Origin of the sequence: Sphingobium sp. CR2-8 (genome assembly GCF_035818615.1) — a bacterium.
Classification (GTDB): Bacteria; Pseudomonadota; Alphaproteobacteria; order Sphingomonadales; family Sphingomonadaceae; genus Sphingobium.
Window position 1 is genome coordinate 2,055,549 of sequence record NZ_JAYKZY010000002.1, and the last position, 18,298, is coordinate 2,073,846.

The window sequence follows — 18,298 nt, forward strand, 5'->3', positions numbered from 1 at the left end:
GTTGCCCGATTGTCAACGCCTTGCGGACGCTCTATGCAATGTGTTGGGGTACGGCAGAGGGGGCTGGGGAAGCTATGATCCGTTCGGAACTGATCCAGAAACTGGCCGACGAAAATCCGGGGCTGAGCCTGCCGGAAGTGGAGAAGATCGTCGATCTTTTCTTCCGGGAGATCGTCGATCGCCTTTCCACCGGCGGCCGTGTCGAATTGCGGGGTTTCGGGGCATTTACGACACGCGCGCGCGACGCACGCACGGGGCGCAACCCGCGCACGGGCGAGCAGGTGCCGGTGGACGCCAAACGCGTACCCTATTTCAAGCCGGGCAAGGAAATGCGCGAGCGGTTGAACGCGAAGGATTGAACCCAAGTTGAATCGACCTTGACCTGATGGCCGTCGGTCGTCAGTGAAAGCGCTGCCTGCCATGCGGGCGGACGTGGCGAAATCGGTAGACGCAGCGGACTTAAAATCCGCCTTCCCCTGGAAATGCGGGTTCAAGTCCCGCCGTCCGCACCAACAAAATCAATGGGTTACGAGCATAATGCGATGTAACTTTCGTCCACCGAATTAATCGTGTGTAATTTCTGTGTAATTACTGCCGGAGTTCGATCTAGCACCGCGATTGCGCGATCCAGATGAGGGCCATGGACATGCGTATAGCGCAGCACCATGGCTAACGTCTTATGCCCGCTAATCTTCTGTATGGTGGGCAGGTCAACACCCGCCCGAACAAGGTTCGTAATAGCAGTGTGGCGCATTACATGCGGAGTGATTTGCGACGGAGAGAGGCCCGCACGTTCAACTGTACGTTTGAACTGCTTCCACATGCAGCGCCTTGAACCGGTCCTAGCTGCGCCGTTGGCAGGGAATACCCAGCCTTCCGTTCTGCCGACCTGATCACGCCTCGTTAAAAGCGCCGCTGCCAACGAAGGCGTTATGACCTGCTCGCGCTCACCGGCCTTAGCTTGCGGGATAAAAATTCTACGTGATTCGAAATCGATATGCTCGAAACGAACAGACAAAATCTCCCCATGACGCATAGGGGTGTTTAGCCCGAATGATACGAACAGCGGCAAAAGATCATCAAAGTCTTCTTGAGCGGCTTCCATTAATAACGTCGCCTCTTCGTCAGACAGAACTGTAATCGCTTTGCGCGGTTCTGCTGCCTTGGTAATCGTAGGTATGTCGTCTCGCTTGATCCACTTCCACGCCGCCGCACGACGAAGGAAATGACTAAGGGTCGCCAATTCACGGTTTGCTGTTCCTAGGGCTATGCCAGCCGCCAATCGCGCCTGAACATACTCCTGCACCTGCACTTCGCTGATTCGATCCAATCTCGAATTTTTGAAGTATGGGATCAACCGTAATTCCAGATGCCTACGCTTGTCGTGTATTCCCTTGCCGCCCGTTTTCACCAAACGATCTAAATAAGACGTAGCAGCCTCCGCAAAAGACATATGGGTTTTACGCCCTTTAGGAAGGTCCAAGCGCCCCTCCCTCGCCCTCGTACGCAGCGTTTCCAGAGCCTTGTGCGCATCCGTGAGCTTTACGCCGTCAGACGCCTTGCCGATGATCCGATGATGGCGCTCTCCGTCCACCATGACGTTTATGCTGTACCGAACATCGCCTTCGGCTCCATCAGTCAGTTTCTCGGCTTTGATGCCCTTCTTGGTAATTTTCTGCCCCTTGAGCAGGGCGCGGATGTTTTTGCCGTTAAGGGGCTTGGTGATGATCATTGGCGACTCCATAGCCCACCAAAGTATTACATTAAGCGATACGGAGTCAATATCAGCAGATTTTGCCAGCTTTCCTATCCTATCCGACATATCTACTATAATTTAATTCTACGAAATAACTCTTATACAATAGTATCTTTAACAAGTACTTTAGTTTAAAGCTTTTCTAATAATTTTGTTGTTGCATCAAGACGATTATCGTCTATGTGGCTGCCCCTCAATCACTTGGAGGGCCATAAATGCCACGCATATCCTATGATGCCGCTGCCGCAGGAGCAGATGGCAGACTCAATCGAACCGACGCTGGGCGCTACCTTGGCGTTACCAGCAAGACCCTTGCTGAATGGAAAAGCGCAGGCATGGGGCCGCCCTCCCATAAGCTGGGTGGGCAATGCTTCTACTATGTCGCTGATCTACGGGCCTACATCAGGGAGCAGGCCGGACGATGAATGAGTTCCTGAGAAAAATTATCTCAGAACCGAAGACTATCCCTTTAAACTATCTCACTAAGATAAATTGATTCCACATAGGACTATGTAAATCAACGTCTCATCCCCTTACATATGTCATTAATAATTAACTCGAACTCGTGAAGCAGAACCACTCAATCATCCGGGAATATCTGTAAAATCGACGGTTTTCTGGGGGATTTTTGATGGATTGACATTGGAACCCCAACTCATTATCCATCACCACCTCAACTTACTGGTAGGACAAAGTTTGAAAGTATATTCTTCAAAGAATCTCCTACCAACTTACATAGGAGATATTTTATTATATGAATTTAGTAAACTTATTTAAACTTAATTTAACGTCTGATAAATTTGAATTTAATGAATCTGATAAAGAATATAAAGAAATTTCAAGATCCATTTCTCTTCTATCAGTTCTATCAAAACAATCTTTGTTAGATAAATTAAAATCAATCCATAATAAATCATCTGATCCATATTTCTATATAGCTTCATATGATCCCGGAGTTGGGAAGTCTACTACCCTCCTCAGCTATATAAAGGCATGGAAAGATACGGGATTTACCCCTGATGAGGGGGCGCTAATCATTCTTCCTAACCTCAGTGAGATAGAAGATTCTCTACACAGTCCGGTCTATCAAATTCTGATTATGCTGTATTATGCAGTGATAACAGGATTTCTGAACTCGGACTCACTGATAGAAAAGTTAATGAGGCAAGGGTTCTTTTTACAACCCATGAAATGATCCGGCGAAGGGCTGGATTAAGTTTCAACCTATCGTCTGATTTCTTTTATAAGGGTAGCGTTCGCACTCTTAAAGTTATTGATGAAGGATTTTTGCCTTCTGAATTTGTCTGTGTGCCTTTGGATGATATCTTTGGGCTTTACGGAAAACTCCGTCCTAAATATCCCGGTCTAGTTGTAGCGCTTCAAGGGGCTGTACCCGCATACACGGCTGCTGATGGAGATGTGGTCCGGTTTCCTAATGGAATGGGATATCCAAATGAGTCGGAATTGAAGGCGCGGATACCGGCTATCACCGATGATGAAATTGCTACCTTACGGCACCTTGCCACCTTGGAAGGGCTGGAGGTGGAAATCGCTGATGACGACGACAAAGGGCTGTGCATTGTTGCTTGCCCAAGACCGTTGCCGGACGATTTCGCCCCAGCCGTTATCTTGGATGGTTCGGCTAGGGTCCGACATGCCTACAAGGTTTTGGAAAAGTCGCGGCCAGACTTTATGCGCCTGCCACCGTGCGTTCATGATTATGCCAACCTAGAGATAAACCTGTGGAAGCGGTCGGCGGGCAAGAAGGCGCTTGATAACGCCGCTTATCGGGAAGAAACAATTCGTTGCATTTCCGAAATCATTAATGCTGATGAAGATCAGTGGTTGATTATCAATCGGAAAGATAATGCAGCAAAATATGGCTATCTACTCAGGAGTGAAATCGAAGATCAGGTTTTAAATCCCCACAGGCTCGAATTTACTCATTGGGGCAAGCACAAAGCCACCAATGAATTTGCCCATATTAAGAAGGTGATGGTCATCGGAGGCTACACCTACACCCATGGGACATACAGGGCGTTGTATCGAGCTTGCACCGGCGTCATGGGCGGACATATTGATAAGACGCAACTGGCCCAGATCAGGCAGGGCGAGCATATGGATCATTATCTACAGGGCATATGCCGATCCTACGTGCGCAATGCCGATCCCATCACGGGAATTTGTGGCGTCGCTCAGGTCTACATCGTTGCACCTATCAATCAGGCGTCCAAAGCCTCTATGGAAGAGATGTTTCCGGGTGCCGTAGTCAAACACTGGTCGCCAGTGACAAAAGCATTAAAAGGGCAGGCTGCGCGGCTAGTAGAAGAGGTACTGTGCCGCCTGCCAGCCGGTAGCCATGGTATTGCGCCAAAGAGCGAAGTCCTCAGTGCCATAGGCAGTAAAGGCACCATGTCAAACTTGCTCAGGATTCCTGGAGTCAGGGAACGACTAAAGGCAGAGGGCATCGACATCGAAACCTATCGGTTTGTTCGCATCACACCTTCATAAAGAGCTTTCGGGCGGCACTTCAAAACCTATCAGGGATTGGAAGTCGCCGCCGTCAGTTCAGGCGTATCCAACGGCTTGCCCATGATGCAGTTGTTCAATCGCTGCCGATACTCATCGGATAATTTATATTCTCTTTTAAGATTTTCCGCTGTTGTCGGTGTAGTGGAATGACCCGGATCGAAACCGGCAACTTTATCTTTAACAGAGTAGTAGAACCCAACAAACCCGGTGTAAGCTCCAAACGGGTTTTTACCATTGACCTCCCCTGTGACGCAGGTTGAGAGAACGCTCACGCCGCGAAACTCAGCGCCTTTTGGATCAAGGAAGTCCTTGGTGACATAGCGGCGGGCCACATCTTCAGCTTTGGACTTCTCTTCGTTTTCGGCAGCAATAGGTGCGTCATGCTCACTTTTCAGTTTTGTTGTCCGCATGACCATGACGCCCACCAAAACTAAGGCTACAGCGATCAACCCTACCGCTATGGCCCATTTGGGTGGACCAGATTGGGTTAGTGCTTCGTGGTAGGCTGATGATGTGGGCTGGGCCTCATCGGCTCCTACATCAAGCTTGGTGCCGCAGTGCTTACATAGAATTGCAGCGGCTTTGATTGTTTCAGCACAAGCCGGGCATAGCTTTTCGTCCGCGTTCATGACGAAGCCCCCGGCGCAGCGGCATCACAAACAAGGGTGCCGACAAGTTTTCCGTCCAGCCAAAAATCATCAGCCATATCGCATCCGGTTGCTTGCTTTGCCGCCCGACGCATACGATCCCGAAGGTTGAAACTAATACCGTCGCCAAACATGCCCGACTGTAAAACCTTGGCGCTGCCATTGTCGTAACGGATGATCTTGAAGCCCTGATTATCTACCGTTGCTTGATAGCGCTCAACCGCCTTGGCGCGAGCATAAGCCAAGGATGAAAGGCCAGCCGCAAAGGCGATTGATAGCCCGATTGCTATGCACCGATTGATTTTCATGCCGCCCTATCCAAAAAATACACAGAATCCGTGTTGAATTATTCACACGGTTTTTGTGTAAAAGGCAAGGCGTCCGAATGACTTGTCATGAGCGCAATACAGTCGGCAAAGGGCGGAAAAGCCCACGATCCACGATATAAGGATTTGATCGACAAACTGGTCCAAGCGCGGAAAGAAAAAGGGTTAAGCCAAGAGGGGTTAGCCAAAACTCTTGGTCGCCATCAGCAGTTTGTATCCCGATACGAAACAGGCGAACGCCGTTTAGATGTCGTTGAATTTGTGGACATCGCTCGCACCTTAGATGTCAGCATGAAAGTCTTGGACGCTATCTCATAAGGCATTCCTACCGCCTCCATGCCCTCAGCGCGCCGATAATGGCAGCAACAGCGTTCAAGATTGCAGCCATACCCATAAGGGTCGGCGCACCGATATTACCCATTGCCAGCCTCCATCGTTCCAATTTATGTTCCCCATATGTTCTTCTTGAGTCGGTGTAGGAAAGGATTTTGGTGTGGGCGTCAAAATTGAATCCATCCCTGAAAGTGTTCGGCTTCGTGTGTCGGGCGATGTAGAAACAACCATCGCCGTTCCATATGATGACGATGATAGGTTTATGATTGGCCTGTCTGATGGCACCCTACTTGTCGGCAATTATGACGAAGACCTGCGATGCCAGTTCGACGTTGCCCGTTATGGCGCTGGGTTCGTCAAGATCGAGAAGGGCGCAGCAGTGGTTGAATGGAGGGGCATCGAATGGGCTACGGTATCAGCCTATGACGCAAATGTAGTGGAGCCAGCCGATCCGCAACCCATGCCGCTATTTCCAGAATTAGGAATAGAAGGTAGTATAAATTGAAAGAAGAGGCTAAATAGTAAGAAGATAGAGACACAGCCAGAATCGATTATTATCAATTTATTTGATTTTAAGCCCCGTGAAGAGCCTAAAAATTATTTGGCTACCCAACTACATATTTTTATTTATTGGCGCTGTACGGTACCTTCAATCGCCTAGAAACGCATATTTCATGTGCCACCCCATCCGCTTTGTCGAATGACAGCGTTACGAAGGTATTTTCGTCTGCCTTGGGTGGGTAGCCGACAGTCCGGTTTTTGATTAGGATGTTTTCAATTGAGCACATCAAGCCGATTGCGTCTGTTCGCGAGAGGGGGATTTTTGCGGATTGCTTTCACCATTTGCAGATGGGTATTTCTAACCGGAATTCTGCTACTTTGCGCTTCTCTCGTTGCCGGTGGCCACGACATGCAGAACTTTTTGCTCGCGCTAGGATATGCTGTGTTTTTCGGAGCAATTCCGGGAGCTATTTTGACCGCAATTCTGTTAGCTCTAGAACGAAATTATGGGGACAGAGCGCCCTTTCAGATAGCGGTCCCCGGACTGATGTTCAGTGGCTTAGTAACTGCAATGCATATTGATAGTTTGGGCCTGACCAATTTCGACAGAGTGCTTCCCGGCGTTTTAGCAGGCGTTTTGTGGACAATCGCATGGTATTCGACTTTCTTATTGGCGAGGCGCGTTCAAAACGTCCGCTAATGGTCGCTTGATGCCGGGCAGCTATCCGACCCGAAACCGGACGGACAGCATATCGGCTCTGCGGATCGAAATATGCACCCAGTACAGCGGCGACGGGTGGTCAGGCGACAGTCCGGTTTTCGGAGAAATTCACCGATAGCAGACGTTACCCGCTTACTCGGAACGGATGCTGGGGATTGCGCAGAATGAAATCTTCAACGTCGCGTAGCCGCTCTGGCATAGCCTCGATATCTCGCCATCGCGTATGATTGATGAAGCGAAATCCCGCGTTCCAGAGCGCTTGGACCTTGGCCCATTGTTCAACGTCTGATTTTCGAGGCACCTTAAATGCACGCCCCATCCAATGGAGGTTAGCCCTGCATTCCGGGCATATGGCGCTCGCTTCCTCTGCCAACTTCCATGACTTCCGGCATTCGAAGCAAGCATGTGGCCAAAGGCATTCCGGGCCACGATACCGAGGCGGCACATATGGCTCATGAACAACTCGGTTTCCCACCGCTCGCCGCAGTTCCATGCGCTCAGATTTAGACAGATCGGCCATTATCTGAATTTGAACTATGCACAGAACGTCGGCAATCAACAATTACGGCACACGAGACGACTGGCAAGAAATGGTCGATTTTGCCCGGTCCGCTTCCGGCAAACGCTTCACCGCCCACCCGTCGCCAGGCAAGGGTGGAAGGCGGACTGTCCGGTTTTTGGGAGCGGTTGCCGATTAGCAGACGTTCCGCTGGCCGATCACATCGTGCTCCGCTGTAGCGCGTCAATTACGCCATTATCCTTGTCGACCAAAAACACGAGATTAATGTCAGTTATTCCGGCAGGTTCAAAGGCCAGATAGTAACGGGTCTCGGACACCTTTCTTGCATCCACCATTTGAATGGAATGGTGAGGCCCGAAATAAGGGTGCGCGGCCCAGCATTGTTGAACATTCGCAACAATTGCATCAGGAATTTGATCGTCAGAAAACGCTGGTAGTCGATAATATTCACCGGCAAAGGGCCGGTATCCGTCAGCCAAATACGAACATTTTTTGCCTTCGGCATGATCCCGCAATGTCCAGCCAGCAGCCGCACCTAAACAAGCCACCGCTATCGCTGCAATGGGGACAATAGGCTTCATGCTGGGTTGATATAGCACCGTTGAAAAATCGAAAAGCTCAATTGCGGATCAGGGTGGATAGCGGAACGGCAGGTTACGGTTGATCGAACGTATCAACACGACGTGCCATTGGACAAGCGTGAGGGGCAAGTTCGAGCTTAACGATCTCGCGTCGGCCATATGCAGGGCTCACACCAAAAGAGACACGCACGCGCGAGTCCCCTCGTACCGGACCTTCACCTGTTGAAACTGAATGAAAAGCCGGACGCACCTCTCCTGCCCCATAGCTAAACACTAGACCGTTGAGGCTCCACTCTTCATTCCCTGCCGTGGTTTTAGTTCCGGTCGGATAGCCGGGACGAAAATAGGTCAAGCAGCCGTCCGTCTTTTCGACGTGTCCTAATTTAACGGCTGCGCGAATATGGGCTGTGTCGCGAACGTCTGTCGCAATCGCATAACCGCAGATACCGATCCATGCAGCTGCAAAAATCGGAAGTGAGCGTCGCCAGCGCCAGCGTTTTCTGAATGCTAACCACGCAAGGCCAGCAAGACCAATGCCCGCTGTTACAAAAATGGCGATGAACCAATATGCCGGGCGGATGATATCGGGTTGGCCGGTGAGATCGAAAACGGTCTGAAAAACAGGGGCCATGCGTTGACGCTAATGCCTCACCCGAATGTCCGCAATTGGTGACCATCATTTAGCGGTGGAATGTCAAAAATGGTCGCCTGATGCCGGGCAGCTATCCGACCCGAAACCAGACGGACAGCATGTCGGGGCAAGGGCCACAATATGCGCTGGGTACAGCGGCGACGGGTGTGTGGCTTGCGGACAGGCCGCTTTCAGACGAAAAGAAACGAAGGCCGACGTTCGTGCTGCGAGGAAGAGCAATCGTGAAAATTTTATATGTGTGTTTGATCGCCAGTATATTTTCAGGCTCTGCGTTCGCCGCACCTCTTTCCTCGGCAGGAACAACAGAAATCATTTCTGGTGTTGAATCCTGCCTTGCAGTGACGAGCAGCATGGGAGTCGATGCAGAGAAGCTACGGGCTGATGGATGGGCTGCAATGTCGGCGTCGGAGGATGGGAAGCCAGTACCATCCCCAATGCCCATATTCTCTAAAGGAAATTTGCTACTAGTTCAGCAAGGAGGGACGCCTACGCCGATATGTGCCATTATGGCGAAGATTCCAAATGTTCCTGCTCTACGTCAAATCGTAGGCGCTATGGACAGTGCCCTCAAGACCGCCCGTAGAGGCAAAGATGGCAAAGCTATTCCTGCGTACTGGTTTCCCGAAGGGCATATTGTTGAGTTGGCAACGACTGGCACGCCCGAGGCACCGGGCGTCCGTATAGTTGTCGGGTATCGAAAATAGTCCAGACAGTTCGCTTGCCGACAGTCAGGTGTTTTGGATCTGTGTCCGCTTCGGAGTGCGAAGAAAGGCAAATTAGATGACCTGCATTGGTCGTGTCGCGCCGGGCAGCTTTTACGGCTGTAAGCGGACAGGCCGCTGCTGGGTACGCCTCCGTTGAGAGTCGCCTTCCCCCGGGCGTGATGGACCGCTCTTAAGTTCGCTCTTGAGAGCGGTCGTAGGAGCGGTTTTGTGGGTCAGATCACGGTTTTCGGCGGGCCTGAGCGTCGGCGACGCTGGCGTGAGGACGAGCGGGCGAAGATTCTGTCCGAGGCATTCTCACCGGGTGCCTGCGTGGCACGGATAGCCCGGCAGTATGATGTGTCGACGGCGTTGGTTTACACTTGGCGCCGCAAAGCTGAAGTGCAGGCCGCTGCGTCGCCGGCGGAGGTCGGCTTCGTCGAAGCTGTCGTGCTTGACGAGGCAGACGGCAACCAGTTGTCATCTGCGCCAGCTGTTGTGGTGGATTTGCCTGGCGGGCGACGCGTGAACATCTTCGCCTCGGCGCCGCCGGATGTGGCTGCTGCTGTTCTGAAGGCGCTGATCCGATGATCCCGGTCCCGAGCGGCGGTAAGGTCTGGCTCGCGCTAGGGCATACAGACATGCGCCGGGGAATGAGGTCGCTGGCCTTGCAGGTTCAGCAGTCGCTGAACAAGGACGTCCATGCTGGTGACCTTTATGTCTTCCGGGGCCGGAGCGGGTCGCTTTGCAAAATTCTGTGGCATGACGGCCTCGGGATGTCCTTATACGCAAAACGTCTGGAAAAAGGGCGTTTTGTGTGGCCCGCCGCAAAGGACGGGACGGTCGCGATCTCGGCTTCAGCGATGGCTTGCCTGCTCGAGGGCATAGACTGGCGTAACCCTCAGGAGACCTGGCGCCCGACACAGGTTGGCTGATCCCCGGCGTCAATCAAGGTGAGAAAAAGCGCACCTGTCCGGGTACTTTGGCGGGCAAAATGTGCTGGAAAACTGGCTTAAATCCTGGGGTTTTCGGCAAGTTCGTGCTATAAAAGAGCATGGCCGAAAGCGACCCATCCGACGAGCTCGTCCAGCTTCGCGCTGAGGTTGCCGTCGTTCGGGAGCGGGCCGAGCAGGCCCAGGTAAAGCTGTTCGTAGCCGAGGCCGAGGTCGCGAAAGTTTGGGCGATCAACGCTGATCTGCTGGCCCGCAACGCCCACCTCGAACTGATGAACGAGACGATGCGCCGCGACAAATACGGCGCGAGTTCCGAGCGCAGCCGGCGTCTGCTGGGTCAGCTCGAACTCACCTTCGAGGAACTCGAGGCCAATGCCAGCGAGGCCGAACTGCTTGGCCAAATTGCAGCCGACAAGACCAGCACGGTGGCAGCGTTCACCCGCAAGCGTTCCACCCGCCGCGACTTCCCGGCCGACGTGCCGCGCGAGAAGGTCGTTATCCCGGCGCCAGAACTTTGCCCGTGCTGCGGCTCGGACGATCTGAGCCATCTGCCCCCGGCGATCACCGAAACGCTCGAGAGAGTTCCCGCCCGCCACAAGGTGATCCAGACGGTCCGGGAAAAGGTCTCATGCCGTAAGTGCGAGAAGATCAGCCACCCACCGGCACCCTTCCACGTGACGCCGCGCGGGATGTTCGGGCCGCACTTCCTGGCAAACCTGGCCTTCCAGAAGTACGGTCTGCACCAGCCCCTCAATAGCCAGCGTGATCGGCTCGAGGCCGAAGGCATCCCCTTGAGCCTCTCGACGCTCGCGGATCAGATCGGCGCGATCTGCGTGGCGGTGAAACCCCTGTTCCTGCTGCTGGAGGCTCATGGGCTCGCCGCTGACCGCCTGCATGCCGACGACACCACCGTTCCACTTCTGGCCAAACTGAAAACCAGCGTGGCGCGGATATGGGACTATGTGCGCGACGATCGCCCGTTCGGCGGCCCGGCGCCGCCAGTGGCGCTGTGCTACTACTCCAGCGATCGCAGGGGCGAGCATCCGCGCGCCCACCTGGCCGGCTATACCGGTATTCTCCAGGTCGACAGGTATGCCGGCTTCAATGCCCTGTTCGAGGAAGGCTGGGCCGATAAGCCCATGACGCGCGCAAATTGCTGGGTTCATGCACGCCGGGAATTCTTCAAGCTCGTCGACATCCGGCAGCAGCTCAAGCGCAACAAGAAAAAGGGCACCGCGCCGCTCATCTCGCCGCTGGCGACCGAGGCGCTCGAGATCATTGATCGGCTCTTTGCCATCGAGCGCGACATCAACGGCAAGCCTTCCGCCGAGCGCCTGGCCGTTCGCCAGGAGCTGTCCGCTCCGATCGTTGCCGAACTGGAGGCATGGATGCACGAGACGCGCAGCAAGCTCTCTCGTCACGATGTCGTGGCCAAGGCCATCGCCTACCTTCAGAACGACTGGGCGGGCTTCACCACATTCCTCGCCGATGGCCGGATCTGCCTCTCGAACAACGCCGCGGAACGCCAACTGCGCAGCGTTGCTCGGGGAAGAAAAGCCTGGTTGTTTGTGGGCTCAGATCGCGGCGGCCAGCGCGCCGCGATGATGTTCAGCCTGTTCGGCACGGCTCGGCTCAACGACGTTGATCCGCTCGCCTGGTTCACCGACGTCCTCGCCCGGATCGCCGACATCCCACAGAACCGCCTTCACGAACTCCTCCCTTGGCATTGGAAAGCTGCTCAGCAGCAGGCCGCCGAAGAAATCGCCGCCTGAACCACGGTACCGCGACAACTCGCGGCGGCTATCGGATGCGTACGCTGCTGGGAACGCTTAGCGGCGATCGGCACCATGGAAAATGCAGACGGGTGGATGGCGGAATGTCCGGCAGTGAGCGAAAAATCGGGGTTAGCTGCCGTTTGGCCAAATCCAATTTCGGATCGATGCCTACCGCTCCGACAATTTGTCACCGTGGGTGTTCGCTTGCCCCTCTTGAAAACTTGTCTGACCGTAACCTTTGGCCCAACGATACATTGAGACGAGCATGACGACGAACATGCCGCCCCCCCTAGGACCAAAATGATCGTGGAAATTGGCCCATCGCTAGGCAAGCCGATGATCTCAAGTATCTCAATTAGCGCGATGCTCAACATGACCGGAACGCCCCAAACGAACCGCTGAGCAAACGCAAAGACGGGGTTGTAGCGCCGGACGGCCCAATCTCGATCCATCCATCTGATGATCGACTTCATCATGGCAATCCTTCCAGCCAGTAGCTTAAGGCAAACTTTGGATGTCCGCTAGCAAGCATGTGCTATAATTATTTGAATGGCGAAAATTGGTCGCCTGATGCCGGACAGCTATCCAACCCGGAACCGGTCGGGCAGCATAGTGGGTGCGCGGATCGATATATGCGCCGGGTACGGCGGCGACGGGTGGGTAGGCGACGGTCCGGTTTCAGGCAAAAGTGGGGATAAGCGGAATGGCAGCTTTCTAAAGGAAACTTGCCAGAGTGACACTCTACGCTTCGCCGTGGCATTCCGCACGAATAAATGATTTCGATTTCAGATCATATTCAATGTCTATGTAATTACATCCTCCATCATTAACGTCTGGCAGAAAAACGTCGTTGTTCAACCAGCGCCGCTCCCCTGCCTTCATCCCATCAGGAGGTGGGCAGCCTAACAATACTTGTCCGTTTTTTGGCCCGCCTTCTTTAGCGCCCTCGCAAAAAAGCTTATCGGTCGTTTCATCTGGAATAAAATAAAAAGCTGCCACGCGAGTAGGTGAAGCATATTTATATGTTCGGGCAAACTGGCTCATCGGCCCCGCCCCTGAAGGGATTTGAACAGCATGTTCAATGGCATCCATAATTTCTAAATGCCGTTGTTGCTCGGATGATGTGCAACCGACTGTTAAAAGCATCGCTGGGAGGGTTAAATAAGGCCTCATGTTCGCAGCCTCCTACATATTCCTGCATGTCCGCAAGTAGGCATCTATCTTTGAATTGCGATCGTCCATTTCTGGTCGTTAGCGGAAGGGCAGCGTACCTATCGCTTGCGGGCGCTAGATGGAACCGTCTGCTGAAATGGTCGTTAGGCTTACATCGGACGCATTCTTTTGCCCCCCGCATCAAGCGTTCGATAACCTATAACGGCCCCGTCAGCACCCCCCCGCTGGCGGGGTCTTTGTTTGATGGGATTTCACCATAGCCCTGTCAGCGTTCTTATGGCTTGCCCGATGCCCCATAACATTAGTGGTAACGACAATGCTGCCAGCAGGAAGAATTCAACCTCAACCAATTTCGGGCGGGGTATCAATTCACGCTACCATCAGGCGAGCGCATTAGCTGGCCCATGCAAGCAGCGATGGATTTCCAGATTTCCACCCCTTCCATGTCACCAGCTGATGCAAGTTCGCCGATCCGGGCCGCGACCACGGCAGGCGCACCATCCTCATGCCGTTTAAGGAGCATGAAGGCGGCTCCCCAAACGACATGATCCTGTTCCATATTACTCGGGAGTTACCGGCTTGGAAGCAGCCTTCTTTGCAGACACCTTGGGCGCTGGCGCATCGGCTTTCTTGCTCTGTCCCGGCTTGCGACCAAGACCAATCTTAACAGCCAGTTCCTTCCGCTGCGCAGAATAGGACGGGGCAGTCAGGGGATAATCTTTCGGAAGGCCAAAAGTCTCCCTATAGCTTTCCGGTGTATATCCATTCTGCTGGATATGGCGCTTGAGCATCTTGTAGGGCTTGCCATCGATCATCGACACAAGATGGTCCTGCTTTATCGAAGCCCGAACCGAAACTGCCCCTTTGGGCTTCTCATCAACAGGTTCTACCGAAGCATTCAAACCGGTAAGTGCGCTGTGAACGCTGGTGATGAGATTGGCGACATCGCCAACCGATACACTGTTGTTGGCAACGTGGGCCGCAACGATATCACTGGTTAAAGTGATTAGAAGTTCATTTTGTGCAGTTTCGTCGGTCATTCATTTGCGTCCCATTTTATAGAGTTTGATAGACATAGGCTTAATTGACTGATTTGTCATGTGTGAGGATACGTCTTTTAATTCACTTATGACTGCATGGGATAGACTGACGTATTCCGGTATCTTCTAGGACTTCGACATTATCAGGGAATGGAATTTCACCGCTACCGCCGTGGCGCACTGCTCGACATACCTGCATCATCACAAGGAAGCATGGCACGGCTCAAAACTTGTAGCTTTAGGCCTACCCATCGGAAGTCCAGCCGGAATAGATCAAAAGATATATTGACTCAATTTCGATCTAGATCATAAATATTGCTATATCTTTTGAGCGAGTCGAGGGGCAGATATGAGCCGCATTGCATATTACCGGGTATCAACGGGCGGGCAGAGCATCGAAGCCCAGCGCCAGACCCTTGCCGGTCCATTCGATAAAGAGTTTGCCGATGAGGGCGTATCAGGTGCGACCATGGCAGCAGAGAGGCCCGGCTTTGCCTCCTTGCTCAATTACGTCCGTGAAGGCGACACTCTTTATATAGCCGCCATCGATCGCCTTGGGCGCGATGCACTTGATGTCCAATCTACCGTCCGCAAGCTTATCGAGCGTGGCGTAACGGTCGATGTTCTCGGCCTTGGCCCCATCGGCAAAGGAGTAGGCGAACTGATTGTCGCCGTACTTGCTCAGATTGCCGACATGGAGCGAGGTAGGATCAAAGAGCGCTGTGATGCAGGCAGAAGCGCCGCTAGGGCGTCCTTAAAAGCCACAGGGCGCACCCATAGAGGCAAGGTAAGTATGGGCAGACCCAAGGCTGCTGATGCTGCTGCTGTAGCAACGTGGCGCAAAGACAACGCGGCTAGCATCAGTAAGACGGCAGCACAGTTCGGTTTGTCTGACGCTACGGTCAAGCGATACTGCGCTTTAGCCTAGTGAGTGTCGAACTCGTCTAATGGAAGGCCCATCTCCATCGCGGCGTACAATTCCAACAAATATTGGTCGACGGGTGAACTCACAGCGAGGTAGCGCATCGTCATGCCTTTTAATCGCAAACGCTCAGCATCGAAAGCCGCTCTAAAATCTGGATCGGCAAAGAGCTTCGCCCGCGATCCTTCCGGCTTATATGTGGCCTTAGCATTCATAATCGAACGAGTTTTTTTGAAAGCAAAAGATGCCGAATAGTGGCTCGCAGCCAGATGTCCCCTTATCCTCGCTTGAAGGTTCCGGGTGCGGCCCACATGCTCAGCTTTTTTGTTATGAAAGAACACATAGATTGCACCTAGCTTCTTCCATGAGGCCTGCGGCACTAACGGAAGCTCATCGCTCTGCATCAACAGCTTGTAGAGTGATGGCATCCGCTCTGCGTGACGCACAAACTGTTCGTTCATCGATTGCCCTCCCCATCTTCGTATCAAAATTGTGCATCGGCAATGCGATCCCGTCTAGGATGGCTTAGCCTAATTTCAGATACAGATGGTCGGGACGGATCGCAAAGGGTCGAATTCGAGCCCTACACGACACTTCTTTATCTTAGGGTCCGCTTAGGCAATATGGTGGAACTATGCATGAAATCGAAGCCCCGACTCCGCAGACCATTCTCGCTCAATACGCTGCTTTGGTTGAAGCTAGCGCCAACGAGGCCGAAACCAGGCTTAAGGTGATAAATGATATAATTTACCATATTCTGGGCTGGACGCACGCAGATGTGAGCGTTGAAGAACGCGTGTCGGAAGACGGCAATACGACATGGGCTGATTACACGTTAAAAACGGGCATGACCGCTGTCGTAATCGAAGCAAAGAAGGTTGGCATTCCATTTTCTGAAGTCCCCGATACCAGAAGGTCTGCCCTAAGAGGCAAGATAATGGCTGGCGAAACCGGATCGGCAATTATTCAAGCCCGTGATTATGCCAGAAAATTAGCAACCCCCTTTTCGGTTATCACTAACGGTAATGTTTGGATTATATTTCCTGCAACAAGGACGGATCAGGTAAAATTCTCCGACTCTTCTGCCATAATATTTCCCAGCATAAAATCAGTTCTTGAAGATGATTATGCTGAATTCTACGACTTACTATCGCGAGAAGCTGTAATTAATGGCAGCTTAGAGAACGATTTGTTAGGTCGTGTAGAAAATCAAACGGAAGAAAGGCGGCTTAATCGTTTCTACCCACGAGGCTTCTCAAGAATAAGCCGTCATAGTTTATATCCTTTAATAGAGGATGCAATTGTGACAGCATTTTCTGAGAATATTGTTAATTCTGACCCATATTTACTTGAAAAACTTTATGTGAAAACGCCGGATCGGATAAGATTTGATCAGCGTGTCAATATGCACATCTTAAAAAGAGAAGGGGTTTCAACCAAATCCCCTCTTCGTGGCATAAGAGAGAAAAGCGAAAAGGAAGTCAAAAGCTTAATATCTCTAGCCGGAAAAAGAGCAAAGCCCTTGGCTATGCTAGTGCTTGGTCAGGTTGGTGCGGGAAAAACAACATTTCTCGAGCATGTGAGAAAGATCACTGCTGCTGATGTATTCAAACCAGATAATAGCAAACCATACCCTCAGTGGTTCTATATAGATTTCCGCTCGTATTCAAAAGAAGAAAGCTCATTTGAATTCATCATAGACCATCTTTTGCAATCGATATCGCTAGACGGTTTCTTATCTGATTATGACCGATGCGTTCGCCATGCTTATAAAGATGAAATGGATGCCCTGTTCAGAGGCCCGATGCATCTTTTGGCTGGCGACGAAACCGAGCGGAAGCGTCGCGCCACAGAAATGCTCATGGCAGACTATGTTAAGAAGCAGCCCTACGTCGAGAAGCTATTGAGTTACGCGTCAAACAACGCTTCAATATTTCTGGTTATAGATAACATAGATCAATTTGAAGACGATGTAATTCAGTCAGAAATTTTCTCGAGTTCGATGGCGATAGCGCGCAAGGTCGGCGCGAACTTAATTTGCTCGATGCGTGAAGCAACTTATATTCATCATCGAAACAGTCCGATTTTTGATGCATTTGACTTCGATCCAATCGCGATAGAGCCTCCGAAAGTGGACGCCGTTTTATCACGGCGTTTCTTCGTGGCAAAACAGATGCTAGAAGATCAATCCGGCTCCTTTACCGCAGAAAACGGTGCCAAGGTCCAAGTGGATAATCTCGCTCGAATTATCGACATGGTTCAGGCATCAGTCTTGGGAACGTCTATAGGCACATTAGTGGAAGTTTTAGCTACATCTGATATCCGCTTAGCCTTACGGATGACGCGTGAATTTCTTCAATCAGGATGGACTGCCTCCGGCAAAGCTTTGAGCATTTTCCAAAGGACCGGAAAATACGTCATGCCCCCGCATGAAGCCCTCCGAGCAATTATGCTTGGTACACAACAGCAATATTTTGAGAGCCATTCCGTCCTAGCGAATCCATTCGATAGCAGGATCGCCAAGACCGAGGCTCAAATGCTTCGCCTGTATATTCTGTCCGCTATGGTTAACATGAGCAGCGATTTAAGTTTCCGATATGTGGAAGGAAGCGAAATACAGAAGGTGTTGCGGAATATTGGTTTCGGCGATGCAATAACAATGCAGGTTCTATCGGATCTTTGTAGGTTCAGGTTTATCCACACCACATCCCATAACAAGCCATCTTATGAGTCTAATTATATCGTAAGCAGACTGGGTGGGTACATAGTTAGATATTTTCTAAGCGATATGATGTTTCTTGAAAATGTCATGATGGATACGTTCATTCCAGATGAAAATATTTGGAATGAATTGAAGGCGCAGACATCTGAAATTTACTCAGAGAGAGACGTCGTTAAAAAGGTTCGCCTGAGAAAAGCGCGGGTAAGAGCCTTTTTCGATTATATGTCGTCGCTTTACAGTCCACTTCAGGAAGAAAGTTCAAGACGAGGAGTTCCGGCACCGTGGTGTTCCCATCCCTTCAATGCAGCGACCAATCAGCTTGAATCGAACCTCGCGAAGGTGATGAAATCGGCCTCCAGAAATTATGGAGATGCCTCCTCGCCTGTGTAATTCCTGTGTAATCGCACAGGGAAACAGCCAGAAAAGGCAGGTACCTTACGGCA

General features: G+C 51.8%; 20 protein-coding genes and 1 tRNA gene. 12 read left to right on the forward strand and 9 right to left on the reverse strand.

Going from position 1 to position 18,298, the window contains the following annotated elements:
- Positions 1–74 precede the first annotated feature (74 nt).
- Both U5A82_RS13920 and U5A82_RS13925 read left to right on the forward strand, forming a co-directional pair.
- Positions 75–359 carry an integration host factor subunit beta gene (locus U5A82_RS13920; RefSeq protein WP_326291445.1) on the forward strand — a complete coding sequence of 95 codons (285 nt, stop codon included), beginning with the start codon at positions 75–77 and terminating at the stop codon, positions 357–359.
- A gap of 67 nt (positions 360–426) precedes the next feature.
- Positions 427–512 (forward strand) — tRNA-Leu (locus tag U5A82_RS13925).
- Between the two features lie 14 nt (positions 513–526).
- On the opposite strand, the gene U5A82_RS13930 is transcribed toward U5A82_RS13925, so the two are convergent.
- Positions 527–1,732 carry a tyrosine-type recombinase/integrase gene (locus U5A82_RS13930; RefSeq protein ID WP_326291446.1) on the reverse strand — a complete coding sequence of 402 codons (1,206 nt, stop codon included), beginning with the start codon at positions 1,730–1,732 and terminating at the stop codon, positions 527–529.
- Between the two features lie 778 nt (positions 1,733–2,510).
- On the opposite strand from U5A82_RS13930, the gene U5A82_RS13935 reads away from it, so the two are divergent.
- Positions 2,511–2,951: a hypothetical protein gene (locus U5A82_RS13935; RefSeq protein ID WP_326291447.1), complete on the forward strand. Its 441-nt coding sequence runs from the start codon at positions 2,511–2,513 to the stop codon at positions 2,949–2,951.
- Positions 2,948–4,267: a hypothetical protein gene (locus U5A82_RS13940; RefSeq protein ID WP_326291448.1), complete on the forward strand. Its 1,320-nt coding sequence runs from the start codon at positions 2,948–2,950 to the stop codon at positions 4,265–4,267. The genes U5A82_RS13935 and U5A82_RS13940 overlap by 4 nt, the downstream gene beginning before the upstream one ends.
- Before the next feature lie 29 nt (positions 4,268–4,296).
- On the opposite strand, the gene U5A82_RS13945 is transcribed toward U5A82_RS13940, so the two are convergent.
- Both U5A82_RS13945 and U5A82_RS13950 read right to left on the reverse strand, forming a co-directional pair.
- Positions 4,297–4,917: a hypothetical protein gene (locus U5A82_RS13945; RefSeq protein ID WP_326291449.1), complete on the reverse strand. Its 621-nt coding sequence runs from the start codon at positions 4,915–4,917 to the stop codon at positions 4,297–4,299.
- Positions 4,914–5,243 (reverse strand): hypothetical protein, encoded by a 330-nt coding sequence (locus U5A82_RS13950; protein ID WP_326291450.1) that lies wholly within the window; start codon positions 5,241–5,243, stop codon positions 4,914–4,916. Before U5A82_RS13950 ends, U5A82_RS13945 begins: the two co-directional genes overlap by 4 nt.
- 87 nt (positions 5,244–5,330) lie before the next feature.
- Here U5A82_RS13950 and U5A82_RS13955 point away from each other — a divergent pair, with 87 nt between their 5' ends.
- On the forward strand, positions 5,331–5,579 hold the full coding sequence (locus tag U5A82_RS13955) for a helix-turn-helix domain-containing protein (protein ID WP_326291451.1): 249 nt from the start codon (positions 5,331–5,333) through the stop codon (positions 5,577–5,579).
- Between the two features lie 175 nt (positions 5,580–5,754).
- Positions 5,755–6,099 carry a hypothetical protein gene (locus U5A82_RS13960; protein WP_326291452.1) on the forward strand — a complete coding sequence of 115 codons (345 nt, stop codon included), beginning with the start codon at positions 5,755–5,757 and terminating at the stop codon, positions 6,097–6,099.
- Positions 6,100–7,533: 1,434 nt separating this feature from the next.
- On the opposite strand, the gene U5A82_RS13965 is transcribed toward U5A82_RS13960, so the two are convergent.
- Together U5A82_RS13965 and U5A82_RS13970 are read right to left on the reverse strand one after the other, a co-directional pair.
- Positions 7,534–7,917 (reverse strand): hypothetical protein, encoded by a 384-nt coding sequence (locus U5A82_RS13965; RefSeq protein WP_326291453.1) that lies wholly within the window; start codon positions 7,915–7,917, stop codon positions 7,534–7,536.
- Between the two features lie 73 nt (positions 7,918–7,990).
- A complete protein-coding gene (locus U5A82_RS13970) occupies positions 7,991–8,548 on the reverse strand; it encodes a hypothetical protein (RefSeq protein WP_326291454.1) in 558 nt (185 codons plus the stop codon).
- An 80-nt stretch (positions 8,549–8,628) separates the two neighbouring features.
- Here U5A82_RS13970 and U5A82_RS13975 point away from each other — a divergent pair, with 80 nt between their 5' ends.
- The 4 genes from U5A82_RS13975 to tnpC all read left to right on the forward strand — a co-directional run bounded on the left by U5A82_RS13975 (position 8,629) and on the right by tnpC (position 11,995).
- Positions 8,629–9,273, forward strand: coding sequence for a hypothetical protein (locus tag U5A82_RS13975; RefSeq protein WP_326291455.1), 645 nt, complete (start codon positions 8,629–8,631; stop codon positions 9,271–9,273).
- Between the two features lie 228 nt (positions 9,274–9,501).
- Positions 9,502–9,861: an IS66-like element accessory protein TnpA gene (gene tnpA, locus U5A82_RS13980; protein WP_326288038.1), complete on the forward strand. Its 360-nt coding sequence runs from the start codon at positions 9,502–9,504 to the stop codon at positions 9,859–9,861.
- Positions 9,858–10,205 (forward strand): IS66 family insertion sequence element accessory protein TnpB, encoded by a 348-nt coding sequence (tnpB, locus tag U5A82_RS13985; protein WP_043149800.1) that lies wholly within the window; start codon positions 9,858–9,860, stop codon positions 10,203–10,205. The genes tnpA and tnpB overlap by 4 nt, the downstream gene beginning before the upstream one ends.
- Before the next feature lie 119 nt (positions 10,206–10,324).
- Positions 10,325–11,995, forward strand: coding sequence for an IS66 family transposase (gene tnpC, locus U5A82_RS13990; protein WP_326288042.1), 1,671 nt, complete (start codon positions 10,325–10,327; stop codon positions 11,993–11,995).
- Positions 11,996–12,739: 744 nt separating this feature from the next.
- Here tnpC and U5A82_RS13995 read toward each other — a convergent pair.
- From U5A82_RS13995 to U5A82_RS14005, 3 genes are all read right to left on the reverse strand, one after another.
- On the reverse strand, positions 12,740–13,171 hold the full coding sequence (locus U5A82_RS13995; RefSeq protein ID WP_326291456.1) for a hypothetical protein: 432 nt from the start codon (positions 13,169–13,171) through the stop codon (positions 12,740–12,742).
- A 364-nt stretch (positions 13,172–13,535) separates the two neighbouring features.
- On the reverse strand, positions 13,536–13,730 hold the full coding sequence (locus U5A82_RS14000) for a DUF6961 family protein (RefSeq protein ID WP_326291457.1): 195 nt from the start codon (positions 13,728–13,730) through the stop codon (positions 13,536–13,538).
- Position 13,731: 1 nt separating this feature from the next.
- On the reverse strand, positions 13,732–14,211 hold the full coding sequence (locus U5A82_RS14005; protein ID WP_326291458.1) for a Ros/MucR family transcriptional regulator: 480 nt from the start codon (positions 14,209–14,211) through the stop codon (positions 13,732–13,734).
- Positions 14,212–14,560: 349 nt separating this feature from the next.
- Here U5A82_RS14005 and U5A82_RS14010 point away from each other — a divergent pair, with 349 nt between their 5' ends.
- Positions 14,561–15,139, forward strand: a complete 579-nt coding sequence (locus tag U5A82_RS14010; RefSeq protein WP_326291459.1) for a recombinase family protein — start codon at positions 14,561–14,563, stop codon at positions 15,137–15,139.
- On the opposite strand, the gene U5A82_RS14015 is transcribed toward U5A82_RS14010, so the two are convergent.
- Positions 15,136–15,594: a hypothetical protein gene (locus tag U5A82_RS14015; RefSeq protein WP_326291460.1), complete on the reverse strand. Its 459-nt coding sequence runs from the start codon at positions 15,592–15,594 to the stop codon at positions 15,136–15,138. The two genes, U5A82_RS14010 and U5A82_RS14015, sit on opposite strands and share 4 nt — an antisense overlap.
- 173 nt (positions 15,595–15,767) lie before the next feature.
- Here U5A82_RS14015 and U5A82_RS14020 point away from each other — a divergent pair, with 173 nt between their 5' ends.
- Positions 15,768–18,245, forward strand: a complete 2,478-nt coding sequence (locus U5A82_RS14020) for a hypothetical protein (RefSeq protein ID WP_326291461.1) — start codon at positions 15,768–15,770, stop codon at positions 18,243–18,245.
- Positions 18,246–18,298: the final 53 nt, after the last annotated feature.

Bases quoted from the DNA above. Each gene is read 5' to 3' on its own strand.
- U5A82_RS13995 (WP_326291456.1), bottom strand. From the start codon at position 13,171: ATGAGGCCTTATTTAACCCTCCCAGCGATGCTTTTAACAGTCGGTTGC.
- U5A82_RS14000 (WP_326291457.1), bottom strand. From the start codon at position 13,730: ATGGAACAGGATCATGTCGTTTGGGGAGCCGCCTTCATGCTCCTTAAA.
- U5A82_RS13930 (WP_326291446.1), bottom strand. From the start codon at position 1,732: ATGATCATCACCAAGCCCCTTAACGGCAAAAACATCCGCGCCCTGCTC.
- U5A82_RS14005 (WP_326291458.1), bottom strand. From the start codon at position 14,211: ATGACCGACGAAACTGCACAAAATGAACTTCTAATCACTTTAACCAGT.
- U5A82_RS13945 (WP_326291449.1), bottom strand. From the start codon at position 4,917: ATGAACGCGGACGAAAAGCTATGCCCGGCTTGTGCTGAAACAATCAAA.
- U5A82_RS13920 (WP_326291445.1), top strand. From the start codon at position 75: ATGATCCGTTCGGAACTGATCCAGAAACTGGCCGACGAAAATCCGGGG.
- U5A82_RS13940 (WP_326291448.1), top strand. From the start codon at position 2,948: ATGATCCGGCGAAGGGCTGGATTAAGTTTCAACCTATCGTCTGATTTC.
- U5A82_RS14010 (WP_326291459.1), top strand. From the start codon at position 14,561: ATGAGCCGCATTGCATATTACCGGGTATCAACGGGCGGGCAGAGCATC.
- U5A82_RS13955 (WP_326291451.1), top strand. From the start codon at position 5,331: ATGAGCGCAATACAGTCGGCAAAGGGCGGAAAAGCCCACGATCCACGA.
- U5A82_RS14020 (WP_326291461.1), top strand. From the start codon at position 15,768: ATGCATGAAATCGAAGCCCCGACTCCGCAGACCATTCTCGCTCAATAC.
- U5A82_RS13935 (WP_326291447.1), top strand. From the start codon at position 2,511: ATGAATTTAGTAAACTTATTTAAACTTAATTTAACGTCTGATAAATTT.
- U5A82_RS13975 (WP_326291455.1), top strand. From the start codon at position 8,629: ATGCCGGGCAGCTATCCGACCCGAAACCAGACGGACAGCATGTCGGGG.
- U5A82_RS13950 (WP_326291450.1), bottom strand. From the start codon at position 5,243: ATGAAAATCAATCGGTGCATAGCAATCGGGCTATCAATCGCCTTTGCG.
- tnpC (WP_326288042.1), top strand. From the start codon at position 10,325: ATGGCCGAAAGCGACCCATCCGACGAGCTCGTCCAGCTTCGCGCTGAG.
- U5A82_RS14015 (WP_326291460.1), bottom strand. From the start codon at position 15,594: ATGAACGAACAGTTTGTGCGTCACGCAGAGCGGATGCCATCACTCTAC.
- tnpB (WP_043149800.1), top strand. From the start codon at position 9,858: ATGATCCCGGTCCCGAGCGGCGGTAAGGTCTGGCTCGCGCTAGGGCAT.
- U5A82_RS13965 (WP_326291453.1), bottom strand. From the start codon at position 7,917: ATGAAGCCTATTGTCCCCATTGCAGCGATAGCGGTGGCTTGTTTAGGT.
- U5A82_RS13970 (WP_326291454.1), bottom strand. From the start codon at position 8,548: ATGGCCCCTGTTTTTCAGACCGTTTTCGATCTCACCGGCCAACCCGAT.